Consider the following 25,186-nt stretch of genomic DNA (forward strand, 5'->3'; position numbering starts at 1 on the left):
CTGATGCGACTGCTGATTGTCCGTCATTTCAGCCGGTTGAAATCGTTAAGTATTTCAACACCAGCTTATTTAAGCCAAACTTCGATTTTGATCGCTAGGGTGCCGCTAGTACCGGCTGCCCTCGTCAAGCATCGCGCTTCCCGAAGTGCAAAAATGCCTGACGCGACCGGTACGCACGAGGGGGGACTGGCGTGGTGGAAAAGACGTTGCGGCTGGCAAAGCGGGATAAGACGGTATGGACGATCCATGCGGCCTGCACCTTGGTCGCCGTGCTGATCATCGCAAGCCTCATCTATGTGCTCGATCGGTCGGTGACAGAAGCCGATCGCTTCGGACTTTCTGCGGAGCGAAGGCTGGTCACCAATGAACTGCGCCACCAGATGGACGCGGTCGTCCAATTTCAGGCACAGCTCTCCTTCTGGGACAAAACCTACGAGGAGTTGGCACGCGGGCGCGTCAGCGACGCTTTTATCGCAGACGAGCTGTCTGGCTGGTTGTGGGAAGACTACGGCTTTTCCTGGCTGATCCTGACGGACGCGGAACGCAACGTTTCCACGGTCTTGAAGGACGGCGCTGTTTTGTCGATCGAGGCGGCGCGTGTTCCACTCGAAGAGATCGACGATTTGATCGAGGAAGCCAAGCGCCGCTACGACAATGCCCTTAGAAACAACCACGGCAACTACCAGCTGGATGTCGTGACACCCGATCCGCAATCGGTGATGCCGGCGGTTCCCGGTATTCACGCGGTGGATCTGCGCGAGATCGACGGACACATGAGCGTGGCGGTCGTGCAGGCCGTGATCCCGGAGAGCCTGGTGGTGCCGGCGGAGCGTCGCGCGCCCGTTCTCATGGTCTCGGTGCGGCCTGTCACGCCAAAGATGATGCGCGAGATTGCGGCGCGGCTGGGGGTCCGGGGGCTCGGCTTCATCCCCCTCAAGGAGCTGCCGGAAAGCAGCGTCTATGCATCGGTCGGGCGCTGTTCCGATGCTTCCTGTCTTGTGGCCGCGTGGCTGCCGAAATCACCTGGCGGCTTCGTGCGTGCCGAGCTGTTGCCAAGCGTCATCATCATGGCGATCGTCGCGGCGTTGCTGATGGCATTCGTGGCGCTGCGCTTTTCGACGCTCTTTGCCGCCTTGCAGCAGAGCGAGGCGCTGAACCGGCATCTTGCCAAGCACGACCGCTTGACCGGGCTGCTCAACCGCAGCGGTTTCGACGATATGCTGGCGGCGGCGCTCTTGAACGCAAGGACGTACCCGTTCGCGCTCGTCTATGCCGACCTCGACGAGTTCAAGGCGGTCAACGACCGCTATGGACACGCAGCGGGCGATGCGGTGCTCGTCGCGATCGCCGAGCGCTTCCGCCATCGCGCGGGGCCAAAAGGTACTGTCGCGCGGCTCGGGGGCGACGAGTTTGCGGTTATTCTCGGCGAGTGCAGCGAGAGCGAAGCCCGTGGCCTCACAGCTGGGCTGATTGCTGACGCGCAGACGCCAATCGCCTTTGACGGCCAGATGCTCGTCGTCGGCGGCAGCGCCGGCATAGCCTTCGCTCCGCGGCACGGGCAGACGGCGCGCCAGCTGCTTCTGGCCGCCGACGAGGCGCTCTATCTCGCCAAGCGGCGTGGCCGCAATCGCGCCGAGACGGCAGATGCCATGATACTGCCGAGCGGAAAGAACGGCGATCAATCGGCCGCCTGAGACCGTCGCGGAGGCGATTGGTTCAAGTGACGCGCCTATTCGGGGACATTGCAGGGCGTAATGACCACCACCGCAGAAAGTTGAGAGCCGGCGGCCGGAGCCTGGCGATGCAGCATGATCGCGCGAAAGGCCGTGCGCGCGTCCGTCTTGAGGTCATGGTGCAGCACGAAGTGGATGCGCCGCTCGCGCAGAAGGGCCAGGTTGTCCTCGTCGAGATCATGGGCGACGTAGAGAGCGCAGTGGCGGTTGAGACGCTCGAAGGCTGCCAGAACCGAACGGTTGCCACCGCCGATCGAGTAGGCGGCATTGATGTCGGGGTTGGCCGCAAGTGCTGCATCCGCCAGCGCGCCGGTTTCGATATCGCGGCCGTGCCCCTCGCTGATCTCGACGATGCGGATTGCCGGATAACGCTCGCGCAGCAGTCGGCGAAAGCCGATTTCACGCTCTTCCTCGCCGCGAAAACGACCACTCGAGAGGGTCACCAGCACAGTCGCCAAGGTGTCCGAAAAGCGCTCGCCGATCAGGTAGGCGGCGGTTTCGCCGGCCGCGCGGTTGTCGGCGCCCGCATAGGCGGTTCTCGGCGAATTGGGCAGATCGGTCACCAGCGTGACCACGGGAATGCCTGATGTCTCGAAGCGGGCCACGGCTGCGACGATCTCGGGCACATCGGGAGCCTTCAACACGACCCCGTCGGTTCCCCTCAGCCTGATGCGGTCGAGCAGTTGGACGATGTCCTGCGGGCGCATCGTCTCGGCGAAATGGAACCGGCAGCGGAAGATCGTGGGCGCGAAGGTGAGGGCCTCGCTTTCGAATGCGTGGCGAACCGCATCGGTAAAACGCTCGGGCGCCTCCATCACGATATCGATCGCGAACTTGCGGCCCTGAACATCGAGACCCGCCTGCTGCTTTTCCAGTTCCTTGATGGCGGCGCGAACGCGTGCAACGGTCTGTCGCCGAACGCCGGGGCGTTCGTTCAGCACACGATCGACGGTCGCCGCGCTGAGGCCAGCCTGAAAGGCGATATCCTTGACCAGAAACGGATGCGCCAACGGCCGGCTCCTGATGGTTTTTTGATGGGTTCCTGCCCTATATCATGATTTTCCGCCGCCTATAGTCGTTTCCATCAGATGTTCCAGGGAGGAAACGGGATGAAGGGCGACAACAGCGCCGGGCGGCGGATCGAGCGCGTCTGGCTGACGCAGGATGCATGCGACATCGAGGCATTCCGGGCGGAGGTCGAACGCCGCACAGACCTTTCGGACTATCCCTATGCCAAGGGCTGTGAGAAAAATGTCTTGATCTACGACAGCGCCGATCTGATTGCCGCGTCCAGCGATGCCGAGGATCGGCGCGCTGTTCTGGCGGAGATCTGCGAGGTCCTTGCGACCGGCCCGGGTGTGGCCGTCTTCAAGGGGGCCTTTGCCGACAGAACGGCGATCGATGTCGCGAGCGGCGTTTTCGATGCGATCATCGAGGAACAGCATCGCACGAACAGCGGCGGTGGCGACCATTTCGCCAAGCCCGGCGCCAATGATCGCATCTGGAATTCGCTGGAAAAGCATTGCCTGAAGGCACCGGAGAATTTTGCCGCCTATTATGGCAACGCCATCATCGCGCTCGTCAGCGAGGCGTGGCTCGGGCCGAACTACCAGATGACGGCGCAGGTCAACCGCGTCAATCCGGGTGGGGCCGCGCAATCGGCGCATCGCGATTACCACCTCGGCTTCCAGACCTCTGCGGTGATCGAGCAATATCCCGTTCATGTGCACAGGCTCTCGCCCGTTCTCACCCTGCAGGGGGCAGTCGCTCATTGCGACATGCCGCTCGAAAGCGGCCCAACCCTGTTCTTGCCCTATAGCCAGACCTATGTGCTCGGTTATCTGGCGCTCAACCGGCCGGAGTTCCGCGCCTATTTCGACGAACATCACGTTCAGCTTCCGCTTGCAAAAGGCGATGTCGTCTTCTTCAATCCGGCGCTTTTTCATGCGGCCGGTACCAATCGCTCCGCCGATATCCGGCGCGTGGCCAATCTCCTGCAGGTATCTTCGGCCTTCGGTCGGGCAATGGAGACCGTCGACCGGCTGACGATGAGTGCGACGCTTTACCCGGCCTTGAAGACCTTGCTGGCGGACGGCAAGCTGACGGCTGCGGAAGCCGCCAACGCTATCGCGTCCTGCGCCGAAGGCTACTCCTTTCCGACCAATCTCGACCGTGATCCGCCGCTCGGCGGGCTCGCACCGAAGACGCAAGCGCAGTTGATGCGGGAGGCTCTCGCCAAAGGTATGAGTGCGGTGGATTTACATGCGGCACTTAAGGAGCAGGCACGGCGCAAGCTGAGCTGATGGCCCGACACTGTCGAAGTGGGCTCCCGGCGAATACGGTCGGGAGCAGTTTTTGTTTTTGCATGATCCAAGGCCAAGGGAGGACATCCAATGAGCGAACAACTGAACGGCAAGATCGCCATCGTCACGGGCGGAACGCAGGGACTGGGTGCAACGATTGCCGGCCTGTTCGCCGAGCGCGGGGCGGCCGGCATCGTCATTTGCGGCCGCAACGCTGCCAAGGGACGCGCCAAGGCCGAGCAAATCGGCAAGGCGAGCGGTGCGAAAGTGGTCTATGTCGAGGCCGATCTCGAAAGGGTGGAGGATGCCCGCAGGGTCGTTGCCGCTTGCGATGCGGAGTTTGGTCGCATCGACGCGCTGGTCAATGCCGCAGCCATCACCGACCGCGGCACGATCCTCGACACCACTCCGGAACTCTTCGATCGCATGTTCGCCATCAACGTGCGCGCGCCGTTCTTCCTCATGCAGGAGACGATAAAGGTGATGCGGCGGGAGAAAACCGAGGGCACCATCGTCAATATCGGTTCGATGTCGGCGATGGCCGGACAGCCGTTCATTGCGGCCTATTGCTCATCGAAGGGGGCGCTCGAAACCCTGACCAAAAACACGGCCTATGCGCTGCTGCGCAACCGCATCCGCGTCAACGGCCTCAACATCGGCTGGATGGCTTCCGAAGGCGAAGACCGGATCCAGCGCGAGTTTCACGGAGCTTCGGCAGACTGGCTCGACAAGGCCGCCGCCAGCCAGCCTTTCGGCCGACTGGTCGATCCGGCGGAAGTGGCGCGCGCCTGTGCTTACCTTTCGTCGGCGGAATCCGGATTGATGACCGGATCCGTGATCTGCTTCGACCAGTCGGTTTGGGGCGGCTATGACGGTTCGCCGCATCCGGTGGCACCGCTCTGATCGTCGCTTGTCTTTCTCTGGCGGCTGTGCCCTTATGGCGGCCGTCAGGTGCCCGCGAAAGCGGGAGAATCGGGAATCCGGTGCCATTCCGGAACGTGCCCAACGCTGTGACGGGGATGGTCGCGTCGAAATCGCCTTGAATTATCTTTCAAGGCGTTGCCACTGGATCTTAAAGCGATCCGGGAAGGTGGGGCGGCCAGTTGAACCGGAGTCAGAAGACCGGCCTGGCGAGATAGACCGAACCCGCGCGGACGGCGGAAGGTTTCGCATTGTTGGGGATCGAACGATGCTGACTGAACCGAAGGGTGGCCTTGCGGCCGCCGGTGCCTTTTCGCCGGATGAGCGGGAGGCCGTCTACCGCGCCATCGAAACGCGCCGCGACGTGCGCGATGAGTTTCTCCCTGAGCGCTTGCCTGATGATCTTGTGAAACGGTTGCTTGGCGCCGCCCACAGCGCACCGTCCGTCGGCTTCATGCAACCCTGGAACTTCGTGCTGGTGCGGGCGCCGCAGACACGCGGGCGCGTGTGGCAGGCGTTTCAACGCGCCAATGACGAGGCCGCGCTGATGTTCGATGGCGAGCAACAGTCCAAGTATCGCTCCCTGAAGCTCGAAGGCATTCGCAAGGCGCCACTCAACATCTGCGTCACCTGCGACCGAACCCGTGGTGGCACGGTCGTCCTCGGACGCACGCACAATCCGCAAATGGATGTCTATTCCACTGTTTGCGCCGTGCAAAACCTCTGGCTTGCGGCGCGCGCCGAAGGGGTCGGCGTCGGCTGGGTCAGCATCTTCCACGAGGCCGAGATCAAGGCGATCCTCGGTATTCCCGACCATATCGAGATCGTCGCCTGGCTCTGCCTGGGCTTCGTCGACCGGCTCTATCAGCAGCCCGAGCTGGCGGTAAAGGGATGGCGCCAGCGCCTGCCGCTCGAAGATCTCGTGTTCGAGGAGGGGTGGGGGAACCGCTGCGAGAAGCCGTCGCGCCCAGGAAAACCGTGAAACGGTATTCCGTCCGGACTTTCGTCATTTCAAAGAGATAGATGATTTCATTGTTGCGATGAAACAACGAAAGGATCTGGCTGCTGCCGCTCAGTTGCTCTGGGTCGGTTGATAGGCCGGCCCCTTCGGGTGCTTGAGGTCGATCGAGGTTTCCTGCTGTGGCAGGTAGGTCGGGCCGACGATGCGGACCTTGCTCTTTGCCGGATCATAGGGACGCTCTTCGGCCGGCACCTTAACGGCATTTGTCTCAGCTTCCGGCTTCTTGGTCTCGATCACCACGATCGACGACTGATCGCTACCCTTCATCGTGCCGCTTGGCTTTGGGTCGGTTGCGGCGGTCTGCGGCATCTGGCAGCCGCACATGCCGGGCTTGCTGACGCCGCGGGTGCGGTAGGCAAACGCATTGGGCATTTCGGTATAGGGCCGCCCAGTCATGGCCGATACCATCTGGTCGCTTTCTTCCGTGTTGAGATCGTGGAAATAGAGTTCCGTTTCAGCACCCGGGCAGCGCGCCCTGCAAGCCTGTTCGTCACGCGGGAAGTCGGCCGGCGTCGCGTCCGAAGAGATCGGGAAGAACGCGCCGTCGCAGGTGCGCACGCACATGGTGCGCAGCGTGCCCCTGTAGTAGCCATCCTGCGGCATGTAACCGTCTTCACCGGCTCCAAGCATCGGGCCGTAGGCGTCGTCAGGAGGCAGGTCCGCGACGATGTTGCGGTGCGTTTCCGGCTCTTCCGGTTCGACGCTTGCGAACTCTTCACGGTCGCCGTAGCAGCCGTTGATCTCGAGCGAAGCCAGGATCCGGCGACGCGTGCTTTCGTTACCCCCGGCAACGATCTGCTCGCGCTGCGACTTGAGCATGCTGAGATTGTCTTCCATCTCGGCGATGAGGCTGTTGAGTGCGCCACAGCTGTCGGCGTCGCCGCCATCGAAGACGATGACGTCGCCGCCGTTGCAACCCGCACGGCGCCGGTCGTTCTTCGCCCGGCGCAGTTCGATGTTTTGGCGCGAGATCGCACTCGCATAGTCACGGGCGTCGGCGTTGGTCGCGATGAGATCGGGCAGTTGCGCCAGCCGGGTGTTCAGCCGGTCGCATACGGCCGATGCCATGGCCGGATCGGTACCGATCAGAGCCAGAGGCACGAGGGCCGCAGCGACGTGTTTCAAGCGCGCGAACACGGGCGAAAGTCTCTTCCTGTTGCCAGGTTGGCGCCAACCTTCTGTTGCGGGCGGCTGCCAGCGGCATGTCCTGTTTCATCTCCATCATAGAGCTTGTCGGTGATCGCGCAACGACAAGCCACGGTTTGCGTTAACGGTGCGAAACGACGCAGGCGCTCAAGCGGCGCGGGCCGTTTCAAGCGACATCGGGCGATCGAGCACGGTGCCTTCGATGGCGGCGACCGCTTTCATCCGCTCAAGCAGGTTCGGGGTCACTTCCCAGGCGACGGCAACCGCGAAGACCGAGCCGATGCGATGCGGTTCTGCGATGCGTTCGCCGGGGCATCCCATGCGCCGGAACATGCGCTCCAGAAACACGTCGGTGACCGTGACGATATGGCTGATGCCGGACGCCAGCCCCAGTTCTCCGACGCCGCACATCAGTTCGGCGGCCGCGACCGTCACCTGGTTAGAGGCGCGGTCCTGCGAAATCTCGGGCTCGATGCAGAAGCGGCTGGATTCCCAGATGGAAGCGCTTCGGATTTCCGGGTTGTCGCCGAGCAGGATCGGGAATGTATCGTCGAGCATGTTGGGGCCGAGCGTCGGCAGCAGCCTCAGCGAGCCGCGCAGCCGGCCGTCGGGAGCGTAGGACAGCACGTAGAGCGGGTTGGCCTTGTCGTAGTTGTCGATTTCCCATTCACCGTCCGTTTGCACGTCCCACTTCAGGAAATCATGAAAGACGCGCTTGCGCAGCCGGAACATGTCATCGACGGCCTGAGGGTGCTGTGCGCGGGTCTTTCCGTTCAGGATCCTGATCATCGTCTTCTCCATCCTTGTTTGGGGATGGGCGGATGCTGTCAGGCTCTCGGTGGTCGCGTAACTGTCGGTAGTGACAGTTCAAATGCGATGTATTTGCCACTAGATTTCGAGGGGTTTTGGATGGAGGGTTCGTCTTGTCAGTCGATCAGACGGTAGGGATCAGTGCGTGCCGCACGGCCTGCGCCACGGCCTGGGTGTTGGAGACGACATTCAGCTTGCGCCTCGCATTGGTCATGAAGAAACGCACCGTGCGCTCGGAAATGCCGAGGATCGTGGCGATCTCCCAATAACTCTTGCCGGCAGCCGCCCAGGTCAGAACTTCCGTCTCCCGCCCTGTCAGCCGCATGTCGCGTGCCGCCGAGAGGCCACCGGCCATCGCGCCGTGTTCGAGCATGGCGGCATGGAAGAGGTTGGCGGCCAGCTGGAAGTCGCGCAGGTGATGGCGGCGATAGCTCGACCACTCGTTGGCCGGCATGTTGACGTTGATTGCCAAAAGCGCCATGCGACCGGCGGGCGACGGCAGTGGCAGGGCAACGCCCTCGGTGGAAATGCCGATCTCCTGTGCGGCCTCGAACAAGGGCTCGCATTCCGGGAAGCGATGTCGCGCCATCGTCCACTCCACCGGGCGCACGCCGCCAAGGGCGAGTTTCAGGATGGGATCGATCCGGTGAAGGCTGCGGACCCGGTAGATTTCGGCGGCATAGGCGCCGAAGGTGTGATGCAGCCGGCAGACCTTGAGCTCGTCCGCGTAGGGCTCTGCCTCCAGGTAGAGCAGATGGGCAATACGGAAGGTCCGGCGCATCAAGGTAAAGAAATGAGCGGGCTCGACACAGCCCCCGCATTCCAGGATTTCCAGCATGTCGAGGACAGCCTGCTGCTCAGTCATGCCACAACACCGAATCTCGTCCGAGGCTTCAGCATGGTTAGAGGTTCACCTTTTGTCCAGCGCAAACTTTCCCGATTGGTGTGTAATACCAATTCTGCAAATCCTGATTGCATCCACGGGTGAGGTCCGCGCGGGACGGCACCGCGGCAGCGGAACTGAAAATGATCCTCAAACCACGGACCGTCGCGCCTGAGGCAGGCGCGACGCTCGGATATGGCTTCGGGGGCGCCGGTGCGGCGCCCGATTGCAGCGAAGATCGGTGGCGATCTTCGCGCTTTCATCTCAGCCCGGATGGCTGGCTTCGACGACTGCGAGTGCCGCCATGTTGACGACGCCGCGCGAGGTGACGGACGGCGACAGGATATGAGCCGGCAGCGCCGAACCGAGGAGAATCGGGCCGACGTGCAGGCTGTCGGTCATGGTCTTGACGACGCCGAGCGTGATGTTGGCGGCATCGAGATTGGGGAAGACCAAGAGGTTGGCTTCGCCCGAGAGACTGCTGTCCGGCATGACGCGTTGGCGCAACACTTCCGAAATCGCCGCATCGCCGTGCATTTCGCCGTCGACTTCGAGGTCGGGAGCAAGTTCCCGCACGAGCTGAAGTGCCTTGCGCATCTTGGTGGCGCTCTCCGATTCGCGCGAGCCGAAGTTCGAATGCGAAACCAGGGCAGCGCGCGGCGTGATGCCGAAGCGGCGGATTTCCTGCGCCGCCATGACCGTCGTCTGGGCGATTTCTTCCGCGCTCGGGCAGTAGCTGACATAGGTGTCGGTGAAGAAGGTGGCGCCGCGCTGCGAGATCAGCAGGCTGAGAGCCGAGAAGTCGAGTACGCCTTCACGCTTGCCGATGATCTGCGAAACGTCGCGCATGTGCCTGGAGTAGCGGCCTTCGACGCCGCAGATCAGCGCATCGGCTTCGCCGCGCTTGACGGCAAGCGCGCCGATAACCGTGGTATTGGTGCGCACGATGGTGCGGGCAGCTTCAGGAATGACTCCGAGGCGGCCGACGAGGGCGAAATAATCCTCGACATAATCGCGATAGCGCGGATCGCCTTCCGGGTTGACCACTTCGAAATCGACATCGGGACGGATGCGCAGGCCGTAACGGCGCAGGCGCGTCTCGATGATCTGCGGACGGCCGATCAGGATCGGCCGGGCCGTGCCTTCCTCCAGCAGCACCTGGGCCGCGCGCAGCACGCGCTCGTCTTCGCCTTCGGCAAAGATCACGCGGTTCTTCTGGGCGTTCTTGGCTGCGGCAAACACCGGCTTCATGATGAAGCCGGAGCGGAAGACGAAGCGGTTCAGCTTGTCGAGATAGGCGTCATAGTCCTGGATCGGGCGGGTGGCGACACCGCTTTCCTCCGCGGCCTTCGCTACGGCCGGCGCGATGCGCAGGATCAGGCGCTGATCGAAGGGCGAGGGGATCAGGTAATCGGGGCCGAAGACCGGGGTCTCGCCGGAATAGGCGCGGGCGGCGACGTCGGACGGCTCTTCGCGGGCAAGGCCGGCGATGGCGCGCACGGCGGCCATCTTCATTTCTTCGTTGATCGTGCTTGCGCCGCAGTCGAGCGCGCCGCGGAAGATGTGCGGGAAGCAGAGAACGTTGTTGACCTGGTTCGGGAAGTCCGAGCGGCCAGTGCAGATCATCGCATCCGGGCGAGCGGCGCGGGCTTCTTCCGGCATGATTTCCGGCGTCGGATTGGCGAGCGCCATGATCAGCGGCTTCTCGGCCATCTGCGCCAAAAGTTCGGGCTTCAGGACGCCCGCTGCCGACAGGCCGAGGAAGACGTCGGCGCCGCCGATGCTGTCGGCGAGAACGCGGTTGTCGCTCTCCTGGGCGTAGACGGATTTCCACTCGTCCATCAACACTTCGCGGCCCTTGTAGACGAGGCCCTCGAGGTCGTGCACCCAGATGTTCTCGCGCTTGGCGCCGAGCGTGACGAGCAGGTTGAGGCAGGCAAGTGCGGCGGCACCGGCGCCCGACGTGACGATCTTCGCCTTGGCGATGTCCTTGCCGGCGAGTTCCAGCCCATTGAGGATGGCGGCGGCGACGATGATGGCGGTTCCGTGCTGGTCGTCATGGAAGACCGGGATCTGCATCTTTTCACGCAGGCGGCGCTCGACCTCGAAACATTCGGGCGCCTTGATGTCTTCGAGGTTGATGCCGCCGAAGGTCGGCTCCAGCGCGGAGATCACGTCGACCATGCGCTCGATGCTCGATGCGTCGATCTCGATGTCGAAGACGTCGATGCCGGCGAACTTCTTGAACAGAACCGCCTTGCCCTCCATCACGGGCTTGGAGGCCAGCGGCCCGATATTGCCGAGGCCGAGAACGGCCGTGCCGTTGGAAATGACGGCAACAAGGTTGGCGCGCGCCGTATAGTCGGCAGCGGTTTCCGGATTGTCGCGGATGGCGATGCAAGGGGCAGCGACACCAGGCGAATAGGCAAGCGCCAGGTCGCGCTGGTTGCCAAGCGGCTTGGTGGGCTGGATTTCGAGCTTTCCCGGGCGCGGGTAACGGTGGAAGAAAAGGGCCTGCTGGTCGATGTCGCCGCTGGCCGGACCGGTATGGGATTTCGTCTTGTCGCCCGTGTTCATGCTCTCACATTCCTCATTCGTGGTCGTGCCTTTTGGCATGAATTCGGAGCGAGGTACAGTTTTGCAGCACTGATTTCAGTGAAGGCCTCGGCCGGCCATGCTTATGTCATCTTCCTGAAACACGAGTCTGGTTTTCACGAGGGCAGGAAGCGCAACGAAGACGAGGCTGGCATGACGGCGGCGCAGCAAGACAACTCCGTACGGAAGCTCAGGACGTTGTTCATCTCCGACGTCCATCTCGGCTCTAAGGCCGCCAAGACGGACTACCTCCTGGATTTCCTGCGACACCATGAAGCGGAGACAATCGTCCTTGTCGGCGACATCGTCGACGGCTGGCGGTTGAAGCGCAGCTGGTACTGGCCGCAGAATTGCAACGACGTCGTTCAGAAGCTGTTGCGCAAGGCGCGCAAGGGCACCCGTATCGTCTATATTCCGGGCAATCACGACGAGTTCCTGCGCGATTTTCCGGGTGTTCATTTCGGCGGCATCGAGGTGGCGCAGCGTTACATGCACAAGGCAGCCGATGGCCGCACCTATCTCGTGCTGCACGGCGACGAATTCGACGTGGTCGTACGCAATGCCCGCGTGCTCGCCTATCTCGGCGACTGGGCCTATGACACGGCGATCGCCATCAACATCGGCCTGGCTGCGATCCGCCGTCGCCTCGGCATGCCCTATTGGTCGTTTTCCTCCTGGGCAAAGCTGCAGGTCAAGCATGCGGTCAACTTCATCGGCGAGTTCCAGAAGGTCGTCGCCGAGGAGGCGCGCCGACACGATGCTCAGGGTGTGATCTGCGGACACATCCATCACGCGGTCATCGAGGACATTGGCGATATCCGCTACATCAACACCGGTGATTGGGTGGAAAGCTGCACGGCGATCGCCGAGCATGATGACGGTACGATGGAACTGATCACCTGGCACCAGATGCGCGGCGGGGCCGGCGAGGCCGAAGCTGCTGGTGAAGCCGACAAGCTGCTTGCTCAACTTCTGACCCGGCGCGCTGCCTAGCCTGCTTTCTTTGCGGCCGGCAGATGATTTGGAATGGGATCGATCAGCGTTCCCGCCCATATCGCCGGAAATGCGTCAATGCCATTGTGGAGGCGGTTGGGGCACGACAACAGCTGCCTGGATACCGCTCAGGCAGACGAGGCGTCACCGCTGTTGGTTATCGACGATGAGCGCAGGGACGGCGACGCGGATGATTTTCCGCATGACGGCGATCTACCGCGGTTTGCGAGGTTGCAGCCTCAACGAAAGGTCTGTCGCGAAAACTAGGTTATGGCGGGGCTTGCCCGGCCTGTGCTAAAGATCGGCCACAGCCATCAGGTCAGCCGATGATTCCCTCCTCAGCGCCCGCATCCGTGGGCCCTCCGCCGCGCCATTTCGCGCTTCGCATCGCTTTGCTCTTTTGCGCGCCGTTGATCGTCAACGGCTTCGCGATGCCGTATTTTCCGGTGTGGCTCAGCACGCTGTCGATGACAGACTTTGAAATCGGCGTGGTGCTGGCGCTCCCGATGTTCGTGCGCGTCATCACCGCGCCGATCGCGGGCGTCATCGCCGACAGGCTTGGCGATCGGGTGGTCGTGCTGATCTGGTCCGGTTTCCTGTCGCTCACAACCGCCTTGGTGCTGTTTTATTTCCGCGATTTCTGGCCGGTGCTGGTCATCTATACGCTGCAGTCGGCGGTCTACTCGCCCTATGTGCCGATCGTCGAGGCGATCGCGCTCTCCGGGGTCCGGCGCTGGGGCTTCGATTACGCCCATATGCGGCTCTGGGGCTCGGTCGCCTTCATCGGCGCGACGATGCTCGGCGGCTGGATGATCGGCATTATCGGCAGCGACATGGTGCTGCCGGCGATGGCGATCGGGTTCGGGCTGACGATCGCCATGGCCTTTGCGGCGCCGCGCGTCGGCAAACCACGCCGGCCTTCACCGATCACGGCGCTCACCGAGCCGCCGCCGCAGTCGCTGCGGCAGCTCGACCTGCAACTGTTGTTGATTGGCGTGACATTGGTCAATGCCAGCCACGCCATGCTGTTCGCTTTTTCGGCCATCTATTGGCAGCACATCGGCTATAGTGGCACCGAGATTGGCTTGCTCTGGAGCGCCGGTGTGGCGGCCGAAGTGACGATGTTCGTCTTTGCCAAGGCGATCAGCCGCCGCTTCAGCGTCTGGGTGATGATCCTCTCTGGCTGCTCGCTCGCGGTTGTGCGCTGGATCATCTTCCCGATGGACCTCGGCTTTGCCGGCTACTTCATCCTTCAGTGCTTTCACGCCTTTACCTATGCCATCATGCACACCGGCATGCAGCACAAGCTCGTCGAGCGCGTGGTGGAGGCGCAAGAAGCATCGGCCCAGGGGCTTTACTTCTTCTACACCGGCATTTTCACGGCGATCCTGACGTTCCTGTCCGGCTATTTCTACGCCTGGTACGGCGTGAAGGGCTTCTATTCGATGTCGGTCGTCGCCTTTGCCGGATGCTGTTTCGCCGTTGCGGCCTGGTATCTTCAGCCCCAGAGGCGCGGCTCGGGCGGAAAGACCAGCGAAGCCTCGTAGCGCAGGCCTGGCGTTCGGTCCTCAGCCAGGAGCAGCGCCCCGTCAAGGTCGACGAAATCCGCACCCTGGGCAACAAGGATGGCCGGTGCCATCGCCAGCGAACTGCCGACCATGCAGCCGACCATGACCTTGAGGCCGAGGGCTACCGCCTGGTCACGCATTAGCAACGCCTCGGTCAGGCCGCCGGTCTTGTCGAGCTTGATGTTGACCGCATCATAGCGGCCGACGAGAGCGGCCAGATCTCCAGTGGCGTGCACACTTTCATCGGCGCAGATGGGGACGGGGCGTGAAATCGTAGCCAGCGCCTCGTCGCGCCCGGCAGGGAGCGGCTGCTCGATCAGGTCGATCCGTTCTTCGGCTGAGATCGCGAAGTGGTAGGCAAGATTGTCGGGGGTCCAGCCTTCGTTGGCATCGAGAATGATGCGGCTTTCGGGTGCGCCGGCCCTGACTGCACGGATCCGCGCGGCGTCATCCGGCGTTCCGACCTTGACCTTGAGGAGCGCACGGTGGGCGTATCTGGCTGCCTGTTCGCGCATTGCGTCGGGCTCAGCAAGCGAGAGTGTGTAGGCCGTGGTCAAAGCCTCCGGCGAGCGAACTCCCGCAAGCACATGAATTGGCGTGTTTTTCTGCTTTGCCTCAAGGTCCCACAACGCGCAATCGACGGCATTTCGGGCCGCTCCCGGCTTCATCTCCTGCTGAAGACCGGCGCGGGTCAGACCAGCCTCGATGCGCGGGCGAATGGCGGCGATTTCAGCCAGCACCGATTCGATCGTCTCGCCATAGCGGCCATAGGGAACGCACTCGCCGGAGCCGGTGTGGGTGCCGCCGCCGATTCGGCAGGTGACGACGCTTGCCGTCGTCTTGGAGCCGCGCGAGATCGTAAACGTGCGTGCAATCGGGAAATGTTCGACCGCGGCATCGAGGGAAAGTGACATGAAAGCGTCTCCGGCAGGTAAACTGGGGGCCTGGCGTCATCGCGACGCAACGTTCGGATGACAGCAAAGGTGCGAGCCGTTATGACGGTGTAAGGATTTACGAATCTTTACGGCGTCGTGCGTCCGACAGGCCGCGCGACGCGCGCGGTAACACTTTAGGTCTGCTGCATAATCCTGTCCTCAAATCAATCGAGATTGGAGGTATTATGCAACGGCAAATCGGGAATACAGAAGCCACGTGTCGCAGCCCGCCCGCAAGATCACAGCCGATGTCGCGCTGGCCGAAAATGGCGGCGGGCGAAGCTATGTCTTTACCGGCGCGTGGCGTCACGAGACCGCTGAAGCGATGGCAGCGAAGCTTGATCGGCTCGCGCGCAAGGACGATGGCATCCGGCAGTTCGACCTCTCCGGCGTGACGGCGATGGATACGGCCGGCGCCTGGATCATCCGGCGCTTCATGACCCGGGTCGCCGGGCCATCGCGCGATGACGTTCATTTCGTCGAGGGCGGGCAGCGCTACGTCGAGCTAATCGATGCCCTGCCGGCAGAACTGCGCGCGCCCGAAGGCGGCGGCGAGCGGCTGCCGCTGTTCCAGCGTATTTTCGCACCGGTTGGCGAAGTCATGGTCGCGACTTGGGACGATATCGTGGCGGCCATGTACATCCTTGGCTCGGCCGTGCGCGGCGCCCAGCTAAAGCTCGGGCGGCACAGCGGCGTCTCGCCGGCCGCGATCGTTCATCAGATCGACCGGATGGGTGTGATGGCCGTGCCGATCATCACGCTGATGTCGTTTCTGATCGGCGCGATCATCGCGCAGCAGGGCGCGTTTCAGCTCCGCTACTTCGGCGCTGAAGTCTTTGTCGTTGATCTCGTCGGCATTCTGCAATTGCGCGAAATCGGCGTGCTGCTCACGGCGATCATGATTGCCGGCCGTTCCGGCAGCGCCATCACCGCTGAAATCGGATCGATGAAGATGCGCGAGGAGGTGGATGCGCTGAAGGTGATGGGGCTGAGCCCTGTCGGCGTTCTCGTTTTTCCGCGCCTTGTTGCGTTGACCGTTGCACTGCCGCTCTTGACCATCATCGCCAACTTCGCCGCCCTGGTCGGCGCGGCACTGGTTGCCTGGGGCTATTCGGGCATCACGATCCCGACCTTCCTTGCCCGCCTGCAGGAGGCCATCGATTTCTCGTCCGTCGCCGCCGGCATGATCAAAGCGCCGTTCATGGCGCTGATCATCGGCGTGGTGGCGGCCGTCGAGGGGCTCAAGGTCGGCGGCAGCGCGGAATCGCTCGGCCGCCACGTGACGTCTTCGGTGGTCAAGTCGATCTTCGTCGTGATCCTGATCGACGGGCTCTTCGCCATGTTCTACGCATCAATCGATTTCTGAGGCGGACAGTAGCGTGAACCCACTCGAGAAGAGGCACGAGGACGACCGGGGGACCGAGGCAAATGGACGGGAATCCGTTCTGTCCGTCCGTGACCTCACGGTGGGGTTCGGTTCCAACATCGTGCTCGACAAGCTGAACCTCCAAATCTACCGCGGCGAGATCCTCGGTTTCGTCGGCGCGTCCGGTACCGGCAAGTCAGTGCTGATGCGTACCGTGCTCAGGCTTCTGGCAAAGCGTTCCGGCAAGATCGAAATTCTCGGCGCAGACTACGACAAGATAACAGAAGCCGAACGCATCGCCCTCGACATGCGCCTCGGCGTTCTCTTTCAGCACGGTGCACTGTTTTCGGCACTGACGGTGCGCGAGAACATTCAGGTGCCGATGCGGGAATATCTCGACCTGCCGCAAAGCCTGATGGACGAGCTGGCCCGAGTGAAGATCGAGCTCGTCGGCCTCGCGCCGGAGGCGGCGGAAAAGTACCCGTCCGAACTCTCCGGCGGCATGATCAAACGTGCCGCACTCGCGCGCGCTCTGGCGCTCGATCCCGATCTGGTTTTCCTCGACGAGCCGACCTCGGGGCTGGACCCGATCGGTGCAGCGGAGTTCGACGAGTTGATTGCCAAGCTGCGCGACACGTTGGGATTGACCGTGTATATGGTGACACACGACCTCGATAGTCTCTTTTCCGTCTGTGATCGTATCGCAGTGCTCGGCAAGAAGAAGGTTCTGGTCGAAGGCACCGTGGAAGACATGCTGGCCTGTGACGATCCTTGGGTGCAGTCCTATTTCAGGGGCAAGCGGGCCCGGTCGATCGTGCGAAACGATCAGTGACTTGAGCACCCGCGCTCAAGCGAAATGGCTTGAAGCGGAAGGTGCTTTGTAAATGAAGGTGCTGGAGCGCCCTTTGCGTTTGAACGCATGGCGCTCTTACAGATCGCGGTCTTGGCACGCATGCGTCGAGATCGGAGCAAGAGCCGGTGAAGCGGCCACGAAGGTAGTCGGAACGAATGGAAACGAAAGCGAACTACGCCATTGTCGGTTTCTTCACGGTGTTCGTGATCGCCGCCGCCTTCGGCTTTGTCTACTGGATGTCGCAGTATGGACGAAGCGGCGAGATGGTCGAGCTGGTCGTCAATATTCCGGGTTCGGCCAATGGTCTCTCCGTCGGCTCGCCGGTGCGCTTCAACGGCATCGCTGTCGGCACGGTCCGCAATCTGGCGATCGACGCCAATGATCCGCGCTACTCGCTGGCACTGACCGAAGTTTCCATTGACGCACCGGTGCTGAAATCGACCAAGGCGACGCTTGAGGTGCAGGGGCTGACCGGCGCTGCCTATATCGAGCTCAGCGGCGGCCGCAAGGGCGATGAAAACATCCTGAAGACCGCGATCGAGAAGGGCACCCAGGCACGTATCCTTGCCGACCAGTCGAGCGTCACCAGCCTGCTCGCCACCGCCGACGCGATCATGGACCGCGCCAACGGCGCCATCACCGATATCCAGGGCTTTGTGACGGACGTGCGCGGTCCGCTGACCAAGACGATCAACAATGCCGAGAAATTTTCCGACGCGCTTGCGAACAACTCCGGTGCGATCGACGATTTCCTGAAGAGTGTGACGGAGCTCTCCGGCTCGGTCACTGCTGCCTCCAAGAAGCTCGATTCGACCCTGGAGTCTGCCGAGACCCTGGTAAAGTCGGTGGATCCGAAGAAGGTCGATCACATCGTCTCGAACGTCGAGCAGATCAGCAACGACCTGAAGGCGGCCTCGGGCGGCGTTACCGAAACGATCGCCGCGTTCCGACGCACTGTCGAAACCTACGAGCAGTTCGGCAAGAACGCCCAGAAGACCCTGGAGCGGGTGGATACGCTGGTGGCCTCGGTCGACAAGCAGAAGGTGGAGCTCTTCGTCAACGACATCTCCGCGGCGACTGCCGACGCGCGCAAGACGGTCGCCAACATCTCGCAGTTCGCAGCAAAGATCACGGCGCGGCAGCAGGATATCGACCGGACGATCACCGACGTCACGCAGTTGGCGAGCAAGTTGAACGCCTCCGCCAAGCGGGTCGACAGCATTCTCGTCAAGGTCGATGGCTTCCTCGGCGACGCGGATGCGCCGTCGCTTTCGGCCGAAGCGCGCGCAACGCTCGAATCCTTCCGCAAGATGGCAGACAATCTCAATGCGCAGATCGGGCCGATCGCCGACAATCTCCGGCGCTTCTCAGGCTCGGGCCTGCGTGACGTGGAGGCCCTTGTCACCGAGACGCGTCGAACAGTGCAGAGCCTGGAGAACACGATCTCCACATTCGACAAGAACCCGCAGCGTCTTCTCTTTGGCGGTGAAACGGTAAAACAATATGATGGCCGCACCCGACGCTGAGTCGGGCGGGCGTGACTGGCGTGGGGCCGGGCGGTGTGCTCTCGATCAAGGGTGCGCCAAGGTGTGTGGGACAAGGGTATTGGCAGTATGAGTTTTTCAGGGCTGGTGGGCGTGCGAGTGACGGGAGCGTGGCGCTCCGCCCTGATTATCGTGCTGGCAGCCGGGATTGCCGGATGCGGCACGCGTGCGGTCAATGACACGTTCAGCCTCTCTGCTTCGCCTGTCGTCGAAGGACGCGCCTCGACCAGCAGGCAGATCCTCGTGCCGGAGCCGACGGCGCTGAAGGCGCTCGACAGCGATCAGGTCGTTATCCGCCTGTCCGGCTCCGAGCTGCAGTATCTTTCCGGGGCACAGTGGAGCGACCGGCTGCCGAGGCTGGTTCAGTCGAAGCTCGTGCAGGCCTTCGAAGACACCGGGAAAATCGGCGGTGTCGGCAAGCCTGGTCAGGGGCTTGCCATCGATTATCAGGTCATCACCGAGATCCGCGCATTCGAGATTTCGACGGAAGGCGCCGATACGGCCGTCGTCGAGATCTTCGCCAAAATCCTCAACGATCGCAACGGCACGGTCAGGGCGCAGAAGGCGTTTCGCGCCACGGTCGGCGTGAAGGGTCCAGGCAACCCGGCCTTCGTCAACGCCATGGATCAGGCCTTTGCCAGTGTTTCGGCCGAGATCGTCAGCTGGACGCTCGGCTCTATCTGACGGCCACAGCCTCAATCCTGTTGAGCACTTCGGCGACGCCGCGCACCTGCTTTACCGCCTTTTTGGCGCGCCCGACCTCATCCTGGCTTGCGACGAAGCCGGCAAGAAGGATCGTATTGCCCTTCGCCGTCACCGTGACGTCTGATGCGTCGAGGCCAGGCACGACTGCCAGAAGATGGGCAACGCGGCGCTCCAGTTCCGCCGGGTGATCAGGTTCCAAGCGCTCGGGTTCATCGCCATAGAATGTCCGCTTCTTGAAAATCATCGTGCTCACCTCGCTCCACGAAGGTGAAACGCCCGTAGCTGCTGTTTGTTCGCCTGTTTCATTCGAAACAGCACGGAACACCCGGCCGTGCCATGTACTGGCTCACGGGCCGGGATCCCGGTGACGATCAGACTGGGGACACATTCAATGCGCGGTTCTTTTTTCGCCATGGCTCTGGCGACAACGATAGCTCTTGCCTTTGGCGCACCGGCCAAGGCCGGAAACTACAGTTATGGAGGCCGGCAGACCTGTGTCATCAAGACGGTCAAGACCTACGGCGCCCATGGCAAGGTGGTGATGAAGAAGGTGCGCATTTGCAAATAGCGCCCGCGCATCTTCGGTCACTTGCGACTGGAGCGCTTGCAAGATGCTCCAGACGTTACCGGCGGCTCGCAAGATCGGAGTGATTGGCTGATTTAGTCGGAGGGGCCGTCGGCCGCGAGCAACTCCATGGCAACGGACATTGCCCGATCCTTGCCGGCGACATAGTCCGCAAAAGTCGGCTGGGTAACGACGTTCGGTTCGAGGGAACCTGCCGGTACGTCATAGATGTAGTTCAACAGAAAACACGTCATTACTTGCGACAGGCTGCATCCATGTTCCCAGTCGTGAAAGCCGGTGGTGTAGCGGAGCGCAAGTTTCGAATGGGGGAGAACGGTGAGGCCGCCTTCGCCCCAGAACTGCATCCGGTCGCCCACGGTCTCACCGACGATGGTGACGCGCTTTCCACCATAGTACTTCAGCCACGCGGCGGTGCTTATCGCAGCGGAGAAGGTGTTGCCGGTGGTCAGTATGAACAGTCGCCCCGTTGATGGCAAAAGCTCCGGCAAACGCCGGGCAAAATCAGCGGAAAGGACATAATTACCGCCGTTGTTGAACCGCAGGTCGACGATGGCGCTGCGAATTGGTTTTTTAGCCGATTCATCAAGCATGTCGGAAAGATGTCGGGACAGATCGATCGGTTCCTGGTCCCTAACACGATTGATCTGAACATAGAGCAGGTCGTGTAGAGGATAGGAGTGCCAATAGTTGCGATCGGGGTGGGCGAGATAGGCCGGCAACGCAACGTCCTCAAGGACATGTCGCCACCCCATGGGCCGGTCGGTTTGGGCGATGGGGCTCAAATCACGGGCGGGCCAGACGTTCGTTTTCTGTGGCCCTAGCGTGCCGGCAAGCGCTGCGAGCTCGACCGATACGGAGCCGCCATCTGCAAGGCGCATGTCATAGGTGATGCTTGCTGCCGTTTCAGCGAGGCCGGCTGCATAGAGAAGCTCCGGGGAAATGACGAAGTTTGGCGCGAACTCCTTGGCAAGGTTGGCGGGCCCTCCGACATAGGGCCGCAGCGCCTCCAGCAAGGCATCCGTCATTTTTCCATTTACACCGAGGATCTCACCTCCGAGCAGGTGGCTTTGACCTTCCGCAGCAGCGACCACGAACAACCCGTCGGCAAACCAGCCGAGACGAATTGGCACAGCGTTGAAGCTGCGATCACCAGCAAGGCCGACGACGTTGGTGTGACCGTTGTCGGCGAGTGCCACAGCCTTCGCCACAGCCATGGCGAGACCGGCCCGATCCAGATCCCCGGCGCGTTGTTCCATCGCGCTGACGGCGAGCGTGAATGCGGCTTTGGTTTCGGGCGTGAAGCTTCGCTCGATATCCAGCAGATGCCGCAAGTGGGCGATGTCCTGCATGTTTCCTTCCAACTGCGAAGAAGCAGTCTCGACGGGGGCCTTCGGGTAGCTTTTCAGCGTTGGATAAAGAATGAAGGCGAGCGGTCCGAGTATGAGGATGGCCAACAGTGCGATCGTGATGGCGGATAGCTTGAGCCACCGCCGCAAACGCCGCTTGGGTTGATCATTGGCTGGTGCCTTGCTCCCTTTCGACATGCATTCGTCCTTCTCGTTCGATGGTGACTGATCACGTCGCTGCCATCTCGGGACCGGTGTCGCGATCTGGATCATGCGCGAGATCCAGGAATTGCAGCCGAACCCGGCGGGGCGGGCGGATTGGGGCAGGGATTGAGATAAATCGGCATGTTTCTTGGCTGGTGCCAAGCTTTCGCGACACCACGCCTAGTAGATGTTCATGGACGGGGAAAAGAACAATAGGTTGCGGCGCATTTCGAGACGCAAGGGCGCAGCGAACTGGTCGTGACGGGGGCGCGGCGGGAGAGGCATGCCGGCGCTGGGCCATGGCTTCCCGAGCTGGAAGCGGGGCCCTGCTGGCCTTTGTCCCGATCTCGTCTGTGAACACCCCACGTCCGGGGCCGACCACCGAACAATGTCTTGCATCGCGGCTGCCGGCTTCCGACCTGCCGACAACCTGATGCACAAAACCGACCTGACGGAAATATCCTCAGATCCGGTCAGCCCCTGAAACGCCTTAGGGCCAGCGGACGACCGGCGGCAGGGACGACAGGATCGACTCGACGTTGCCGCCAGTTTTCAGGCCGAAAATGGTGCCGCGGTCGTAGAGCAGGTTGAACTCGACATAGCGGCCGCGGCGTACAAGCTGCTCGTCGCGATCGTCTTCGGTCCAGGGCGTGTTGAAATTGGTGCGGACGATCTTCGGATAGACGAGGGCGAAGGCCTTGCCGACGTCGCGGGTGAAGGCAAAATCAGCCTCCCAGCCGCCCTGTTCTTCCGAGGAATGCAGCCAGTCATAGAAGATGCCGCCGGTTCCGCGCGGTTCGTTGCGGTGCGGCAGGAAGAAGTAGTCGTCGCACCACTTCTTGAACTTGGCGTGATCGGCAACCGCATGACGGCTGCAGGTGATCTCCATGGCGCGGTGGAACAGCTGGGTGTCCGGATCGGTCATGACGCGACGGCGGTTGAGCACGGGCGTCAGATCGGCACCGCCGCCGAACCAGTTGCTCGTCGTCACCACCATGCGGGTGTTCATGTGAACGGCCGGCACGTTGGGATTGACCGGATGGGCGATGAGCGAAATGCCCGAAGCCCAGAAGCGCGGATCTTCGGCAGCGCCCGGAATCTGGTTGCGGAATTCGGGCGAGAACTCACCATGGACCGTCGAGGTGTGCACGCCGACCTTTTCGAAGACACGGCCCTCCATCATCGACATGCGGCCACCGCCGCCCTTGCCATCCTCGCGGCTCCAGTCCTTGGCAACGAAACGACCGGGCGCACGATCGGAAAGCGGTCCGGTCAACTCATCCTCGACCGTTTCAAAGGCGGCGCAGATCGTATCGCGCAAACCCTCGAACCATGCACGCGCCTCGGCCTTCTTGTCTTCGATGTCTGCAGGGAGGCCCTGGGGGAGTTGCGGTCGTTCCATGAAATTACGTCCTGTTGGCGGCTTTTGCCGGCGAAAAGCGGCCGATTCGATTGCGTTCGCCAAAGTTCACACTTTCGCGCCGATGGCAACGACGGTTTACCGTCTCGGGCAGTCTGTCGCACGGCAAGGTGTAGCTACCGGGAAACTCGCGACCTCACAAAGCTCTGGCAATGCGCAATCTGCGCCACTATCTTAGCAGTCAGAGGTATTGCCCATGGCAAGAATACCCGCAGGTCCGCCGCTCGATGGTTTGCGGCGACAGATCGCCCGGCACCGCCGGGACAATCCGACACGAGGCGATGGCCTTTTCGTGCGGGAGACCTTTAGGCTCGATCGCAGCGCCGCCCGCGCGAAGGCCCGGGAATGGTTCGACACCTGGCCGAAGGCGGCCTATTGGACCGAGGTCGAGAGCTGGCGCCAGCTCGACGGCGACGAGATCGAATTCACCATGCGACGCCTTCCGACCGCCGACTGACCGAGCAACCCCCCGAAATTTCAAGGGCGGCCGACGTTGAAGCGCGGGCCTCCAAATCGCAGTGCCTCAAAACGTGGCTGCGACCAAAAAGGGCGCTTTTCGCAGCCCGGTTCTACGCTGCTGTCACGGGTGGCCATCGTCATCCATCAGCCGCGGTCCGGCACCTTCCATCGACAGGACGTCGTGCGGGTTGCGCAAGGGACATTCGCGAAGCGACAGGCAGCCGCAGCCGATGCAGCCCGTCAGATGATCGCGCAGGGCCATCAGGCTGGCGATGCGTTCATTCAACTGTTCGCGCCAGCTTTCGGACAATCTGCCCCAATCTTCCACCGTCAGCGGACGATCGTCCGGCAAGACCGACAAAGCGTCCTGAATTTCGGAGAGCGGGATGCCGGTGCGCTGGGCAACCTTGATGACCGCCACGCGCCGGAGCACGCCACGCGGATAGCGGCGCTGGTTGCCGCGGGTGCGGTTGCTGCGGATCAGGCCCTTGGCCTCGTAAAAATGCAGTGTGGAGACGGCCACGCCGCTGCGTTCGGCCACTTCGCCCACCGTCAGTTCCCGTCGCAGTTCGCTGTTTTTCACGATTGTCATGATCGCTATTGACCTCAACTAATGTTGAGGTTTTATAGCATTGGCTCCATGAGTTCGACAACAGGAGCCTGCCCCATGACTGAAAAAATGACCCTTGCCGTGATCTATGGCAGCGCGCGCCAGGGGCGCTTCTGCGATACGGTCGCCAACTGGTTGATCCGCGAGCTTTCGGCATCGGAAACCTTTACCCTGACGGTGATCGACCCGGCGCGGCTCAGAACCTCCCGCGGCCTCGGCGCCGCGGTCAATCCGGGCGAGTGGCTGGAGCGCAAGATCGCTGAGGCCGACGCCTTCATCATCGTCACGCCCGAATACAATCATGGCTATCCGGCGGCGCTGAAGGAGCTGATCGATTCGGTCTACGAGCCGTGGCATGCCAAGCCCGTCGCCTTCGTCTCCTATGGTGGCGCTTCAGGTGGCATTCGGGCTGTCGAGCAGCTGCGCCAGGTCTTCGGAGAGCTGCATTCAGTGTCGCTGCGCGACGGTGTTTCGTTTCCCAAGGCCTGGTCGAAATTCGATGCCGCCGGCAACCTCTACAAGCCCGATGAGTTGCGGGCACCGCTGTTTGTGATGATGGACCGGCTGACCTGGTGGGCGCGGACCCTGAAACAGGCGCGCAAGAACGTGCCTTACAACGAGGTGGCGGCATAACGCGCTGCGCCATCTACGGGATCGGGCGCCTGTCGCTCAGGCGCTCGAGCTCAGCCAGCCATTGGAGACCAGGATGCGCAGATTGTCAGGCCGGAGAAACCTGGCGAATGGCTTCGCCGGCGATCATTGCGACGGAGATCGCAATGTTCAGCGAGCGCTGCCCCTCGGCCATCGGGATCAGGATGCGGCCCTCGGCGCGCTCATGCACATGGTCGGGCACGCCGGCACTCTCCCGTCCGAAGAGCAGGATGTCATCCGCATGGAATTCGTAGCGCGTATAGGGCAGGGCGGCTTTGGTGGAGGCGAGCACCAGCCGTCGCCCGCTTGCCGCGCGCCATTCTTCGAACCGCTCCCAATTGACGTGGCGTGTGAGCGCCACCGCCGCGATGTAGTCCATGCCGGCGCGCTTCAGGTTGCGGTCGGAAAGATCGAACCCAGCGGGCTCGATGATGTCCACTCCAAGCCCGAGACAGGCGGCCATGCGCAGGATCGTGCCGGTATTGCCGGGGATGTCGGGCTGGTAAAGGGCGATGCGCAGATTGCTCACGTCAG

The 25,186-nt window shown here is 62.2% G+C and carries 24 protein-coding genes and 1 riboswitch; of the genes, 13 read left to right on the forward strand and 11 right to left on the reverse strand.

What is annotated here, in order from left to right; all coding sequences use genetic code 11:
• The first annotated feature begins 191 nt into the window (after positions 1 to 191).
• Positions 192 to 1,694, forward strand: coding sequence for a diguanylate cyclase (locus BBX50_RS08530; protein ID WP_065791999.1), 1,503 nt, complete (start codon positions 192 to 194; stop codon positions 1,692 to 1,694).
• 35 nt (positions 1,695 to 1,729) lie between these two features.
• Here BBX50_RS08530 and BBX50_RS08535 read toward each other — a convergent pair whose 3' ends face one another.
• Entirely contained in the window at positions 1,730 to 2,743 is a 1,014-nt protein-coding gene (locus BBX50_RS08535) for a LacI family DNA-binding transcriptional regulator (protein WP_065774890.1), read from the reverse strand.
• Positions 2,744 to 2,842: 99 nt separating this feature from the next.
• On the opposite strand from BBX50_RS08535, the gene BBX50_RS08540 reads away from it, so the two are divergent.
• The 3 genes from BBX50_RS08540 (at position 2,843) to bluB (ending at position 5,939) form a co-directional block, all read left to right on the forward strand.
• On the forward strand, positions 2,843 to 4,036 hold the full coding sequence (locus BBX50_RS08540) for a phytanoyl-CoA dioxygenase family protein (RefSeq protein WP_065774891.1): 1,194 nt from the start codon (positions 2,843 to 2,845) through the stop codon (positions 4,034 to 4,036).
• Between the two features lie 90 nt (positions 4,037 to 4,126).
• Positions 4,127 to 4,939 (forward strand): SDR family oxidoreductase, encoded by an 813-nt coding sequence (locus BBX50_RS08545; RefSeq protein ID WP_065774892.1) that lies wholly within the window; start codon positions 4,127 to 4,129, stop codon positions 4,937 to 4,939.
• 29 nt (positions 4,940 to 4,968) lie between these two features.
• Positions 4,969 to 5,182, forward strand: a riboswitch (cobalamin riboswitch).
• Between the two features lie 43 nt (positions 5,183 to 5,225).
• Positions 5,226 to 5,939, forward strand: a complete 714-nt coding sequence (bluB, locus tag BBX50_RS08550) for a 5,6-dimethylbenzimidazole synthase (protein ID WP_065774893.1) — start codon at positions 5,226 to 5,228, stop codon at positions 5,937 to 5,939.
• A gap of 90 nt (positions 5,940 to 6,029) precedes the next feature.
• Here bluB and BBX50_RS08555 read toward each other — a convergent pair whose 3' ends face one another.
• The 4 genes from BBX50_RS08555 to BBX50_RS08570 all read right to left on the reverse strand — a co-directional run bounded on the left by BBX50_RS08555 (position 6,030) and on the right by BBX50_RS08570 (position 11,394).
• Positions 6,030 to 7,115 carry a DUF2865 domain-containing protein gene (locus tag BBX50_RS08555; RefSeq protein WP_065774894.1) on the reverse strand — a complete coding sequence of 362 codons (1,086 nt, stop codon included), beginning with the start codon at positions 7,113 to 7,115 and terminating at the stop codon, positions 6,030 to 6,032.
• 156 nt (positions 7,116 to 7,271) lie between these two features.
• Complete coding sequence (locus BBX50_RS08560) at positions 7,272 to 7,913, reverse strand: acyl-homoserine-lactone synthase (protein WP_065774895.1); 642 nt, start codon at positions 7,911 to 7,913, stop codon at positions 7,272 to 7,274.
• 145 nt (positions 7,914 to 8,058) lie between these two features.
• Positions 8,059 to 8,799: a LuxR family transcriptional regulator gene (locus BBX50_RS08565; protein WP_065774896.1), complete on the reverse strand. Its 741-nt coding sequence runs from the start codon at positions 8,797 to 8,799 to the stop codon at positions 8,059 to 8,061.
• 282 nt (positions 8,800 to 9,081) lie between these two features.
• On the reverse strand, positions 9,082 to 11,394 hold the full coding sequence (locus BBX50_RS08570) for an NADP-dependent malic enzyme (protein ID WP_065774897.1): 2,313 nt from the start codon (positions 11,392 to 11,394) through the stop codon (positions 9,082 to 9,084).
• Between the two features lie 171 nt (positions 11,395 to 11,565).
• On the opposite strand from BBX50_RS08570, the gene BBX50_RS08575 reads away from it, so the two are divergent.
• Entirely contained in the window at positions 11,566 to 12,405 is an 840-nt protein-coding gene (locus BBX50_RS08575) for a UDP-2,3-diacylglucosamine diphosphatase (RefSeq protein ID WP_065774930.1), read from the forward strand.
• A gap of 326 nt (positions 12,406 to 12,731) precedes the next feature.
• Positions 12,732 to 13,952, forward strand: a complete 1,221-nt coding sequence (locus BBX50_RS08585) for an MFS transporter (protein WP_065774899.1) — start codon at positions 12,732 to 12,734, stop codon at positions 13,950 to 13,952.
• On the opposite strand, the gene dgcA is transcribed toward BBX50_RS08585, so the two are convergent.
• Complete coding sequence (dgcA, locus tag BBX50_RS08590) at positions 13,904 to 14,887, reverse strand: N-acetyl-D-Glu racemase DgcA (RefSeq protein WP_065774900.1); 984 nt, start codon at positions 14,885 to 14,887, stop codon at positions 13,904 to 13,906. The two genes, BBX50_RS08585 and dgcA, sit on opposite strands and share 49 nt — an antisense overlap.
• A gap of 238 nt (positions 14,888 to 15,125) precedes the next feature.
• Here dgcA and BBX50_RS08595 point away from each other — a divergent pair, with 238 nt between their 5' ends.
• The 4 genes from BBX50_RS08595 to BBX50_RS08610 all read left to right on the forward strand — a co-directional run bounded on the left by BBX50_RS08595 (position 15,126) and on the right by BBX50_RS08610 (position 19,355).
• Complete coding sequence (locus BBX50_RS08595; RefSeq protein WP_065774901.1) at positions 15,126 to 16,274, forward strand: ABC transporter permease; 1,149 nt, start codon at positions 15,126 to 15,128, stop codon at positions 16,272 to 16,274.
• A 13-nt stretch (positions 16,275 to 16,287) separates the two neighbouring features.
• A complete protein-coding gene (locus tag BBX50_RS08600) occupies positions 16,288 to 17,106 on the forward strand; it encodes an ABC transporter ATP-binding protein (RefSeq protein WP_065774902.1) in 819 nt (272 codons plus the stop codon).
• Positions 17,107 to 17,282: 176 nt separating this feature from the next.
• Positions 17,283 to 18,653, forward strand: a complete 1,371-nt coding sequence (locus BBX50_RS08605; protein WP_065774903.1) for an MlaD family protein — start codon at positions 17,283 to 17,285, stop codon at positions 18,651 to 18,653.
• An 87-nt stretch (positions 18,654 to 18,740) separates the two neighbouring features.
• Positions 18,741 to 19,355 carry an ABC-type transport auxiliary lipoprotein family protein gene (locus BBX50_RS08610; RefSeq protein WP_065774904.1) on the forward strand — a complete coding sequence of 205 codons (615 nt, stop codon included), beginning with the start codon at positions 18,741 to 18,743 and terminating at the stop codon, positions 19,353 to 19,355.
• Here the strand turns inward: BBX50_RS08610 and BBX50_RS08615 are convergent.
• Positions 19,348 to 19,620, reverse strand: a complete 273-nt coding sequence (locus tag BBX50_RS08615; protein ID WP_065774905.1) for a BON domain-containing protein — start codon at positions 19,618 to 19,620, stop codon at positions 19,348 to 19,350. The genes BBX50_RS08610 and BBX50_RS08615 overlap by 8 nt on opposite strands.
• Before the next feature lie 147 nt (positions 19,621 to 19,767).
• On the opposite strand from BBX50_RS08615, the gene BBX50_RS30245 reads away from it, so the two are divergent.
• Positions 19,768 to 19,944: a hypothetical protein gene (locus BBX50_RS30245; protein WP_161490860.1), complete on the forward strand. Its 177-nt coding sequence runs from the start codon at positions 19,768 to 19,770 to the stop codon at positions 19,942 to 19,944.
• A gap of 92 nt (positions 19,945 to 20,036) precedes the next feature.
• On the opposite strand, the gene BBX50_RS08620 is transcribed toward BBX50_RS30245, so the two are convergent.
• Together BBX50_RS08620 and hemF are read right to left on the reverse strand one after the other, a co-directional pair.
• Complete coding sequence (locus BBX50_RS08620) at positions 20,037 to 21,581, reverse strand: hypothetical protein (RefSeq protein WP_065774906.1); 1,545 nt, start codon at positions 21,579 to 21,581, stop codon at positions 20,037 to 20,039.
• A gap of 421 nt (positions 21,582 to 22,002) precedes the next feature.
• The gene (gene hemF / locus BBX50_RS08625) at positions 22,003 to 22,914 is read right to left on the reverse strand and encodes an oxygen-dependent coproporphyrinogen oxidase (protein ID WP_065774907.1); all 912 of its coding nucleotides are present in this window, start codon (positions 22,912 to 22,914) and stop codon (positions 22,003 to 22,005) included.
• A gap of 214 nt (positions 22,915 to 23,128) precedes the next feature.
• Between hemF and BBX50_RS08630 the strand changes: the two genes are divergently transcribed.
• A complete protein-coding gene (locus BBX50_RS08630) occupies positions 23,129 to 23,389 on the forward strand; it encodes a hypothetical protein (RefSeq protein ID WP_025427204.1) in 261 nt (86 codons plus the stop codon).
• A 123-nt stretch (positions 23,390 to 23,512) separates the two neighbouring features.
• Here BBX50_RS08630 and soxR read toward each other — a convergent pair whose 3' ends face one another.
• Positions 23,513 to 23,983, reverse strand: a complete 471-nt coding sequence (gene soxR / locus BBX50_RS08635; RefSeq protein ID WP_065774908.1) for a redox-sensitive transcriptional activator SoxR — start codon at positions 23,981 to 23,983, stop codon at positions 23,513 to 23,515.
• A 75-nt stretch (positions 23,984 to 24,058) separates the two neighbouring features.
• On the opposite strand from soxR, the gene BBX50_RS08640 reads away from it, so the two are divergent.
• Complete coding sequence (locus BBX50_RS08640) at positions 24,059 to 24,634, forward strand: NADPH-dependent FMN reductase (protein ID WP_065774909.1); 576 nt, start codon at positions 24,059 to 24,061, stop codon at positions 24,632 to 24,634.
• Between the two features lie 85 nt (positions 24,635 to 24,719).
• On the opposite strand, the gene BBX50_RS08645 is transcribed toward BBX50_RS08640, so the two are convergent.
• Positions 24,720 to 25,181 (reverse strand): tRNA (cytidine(34)-2'-O)-methyltransferase, encoded by a 462-nt coding sequence (locus tag BBX50_RS08645; RefSeq protein WP_065774910.1) that lies wholly within the window; start codon positions 25,179 to 25,181, stop codon positions 24,720 to 24,722.
• Positions 25,182 to 25,186 lie beyond the last annotated feature (5 nt).

Origin of the sequence: Ensifer sp. LC11 (assembly GCF_001695835.1) — a bacterium.
GTDB lineage: Bacteria > Pseudomonadota > Alphaproteobacteria > Rhizobiales > Rhizobiaceae > Ensifer.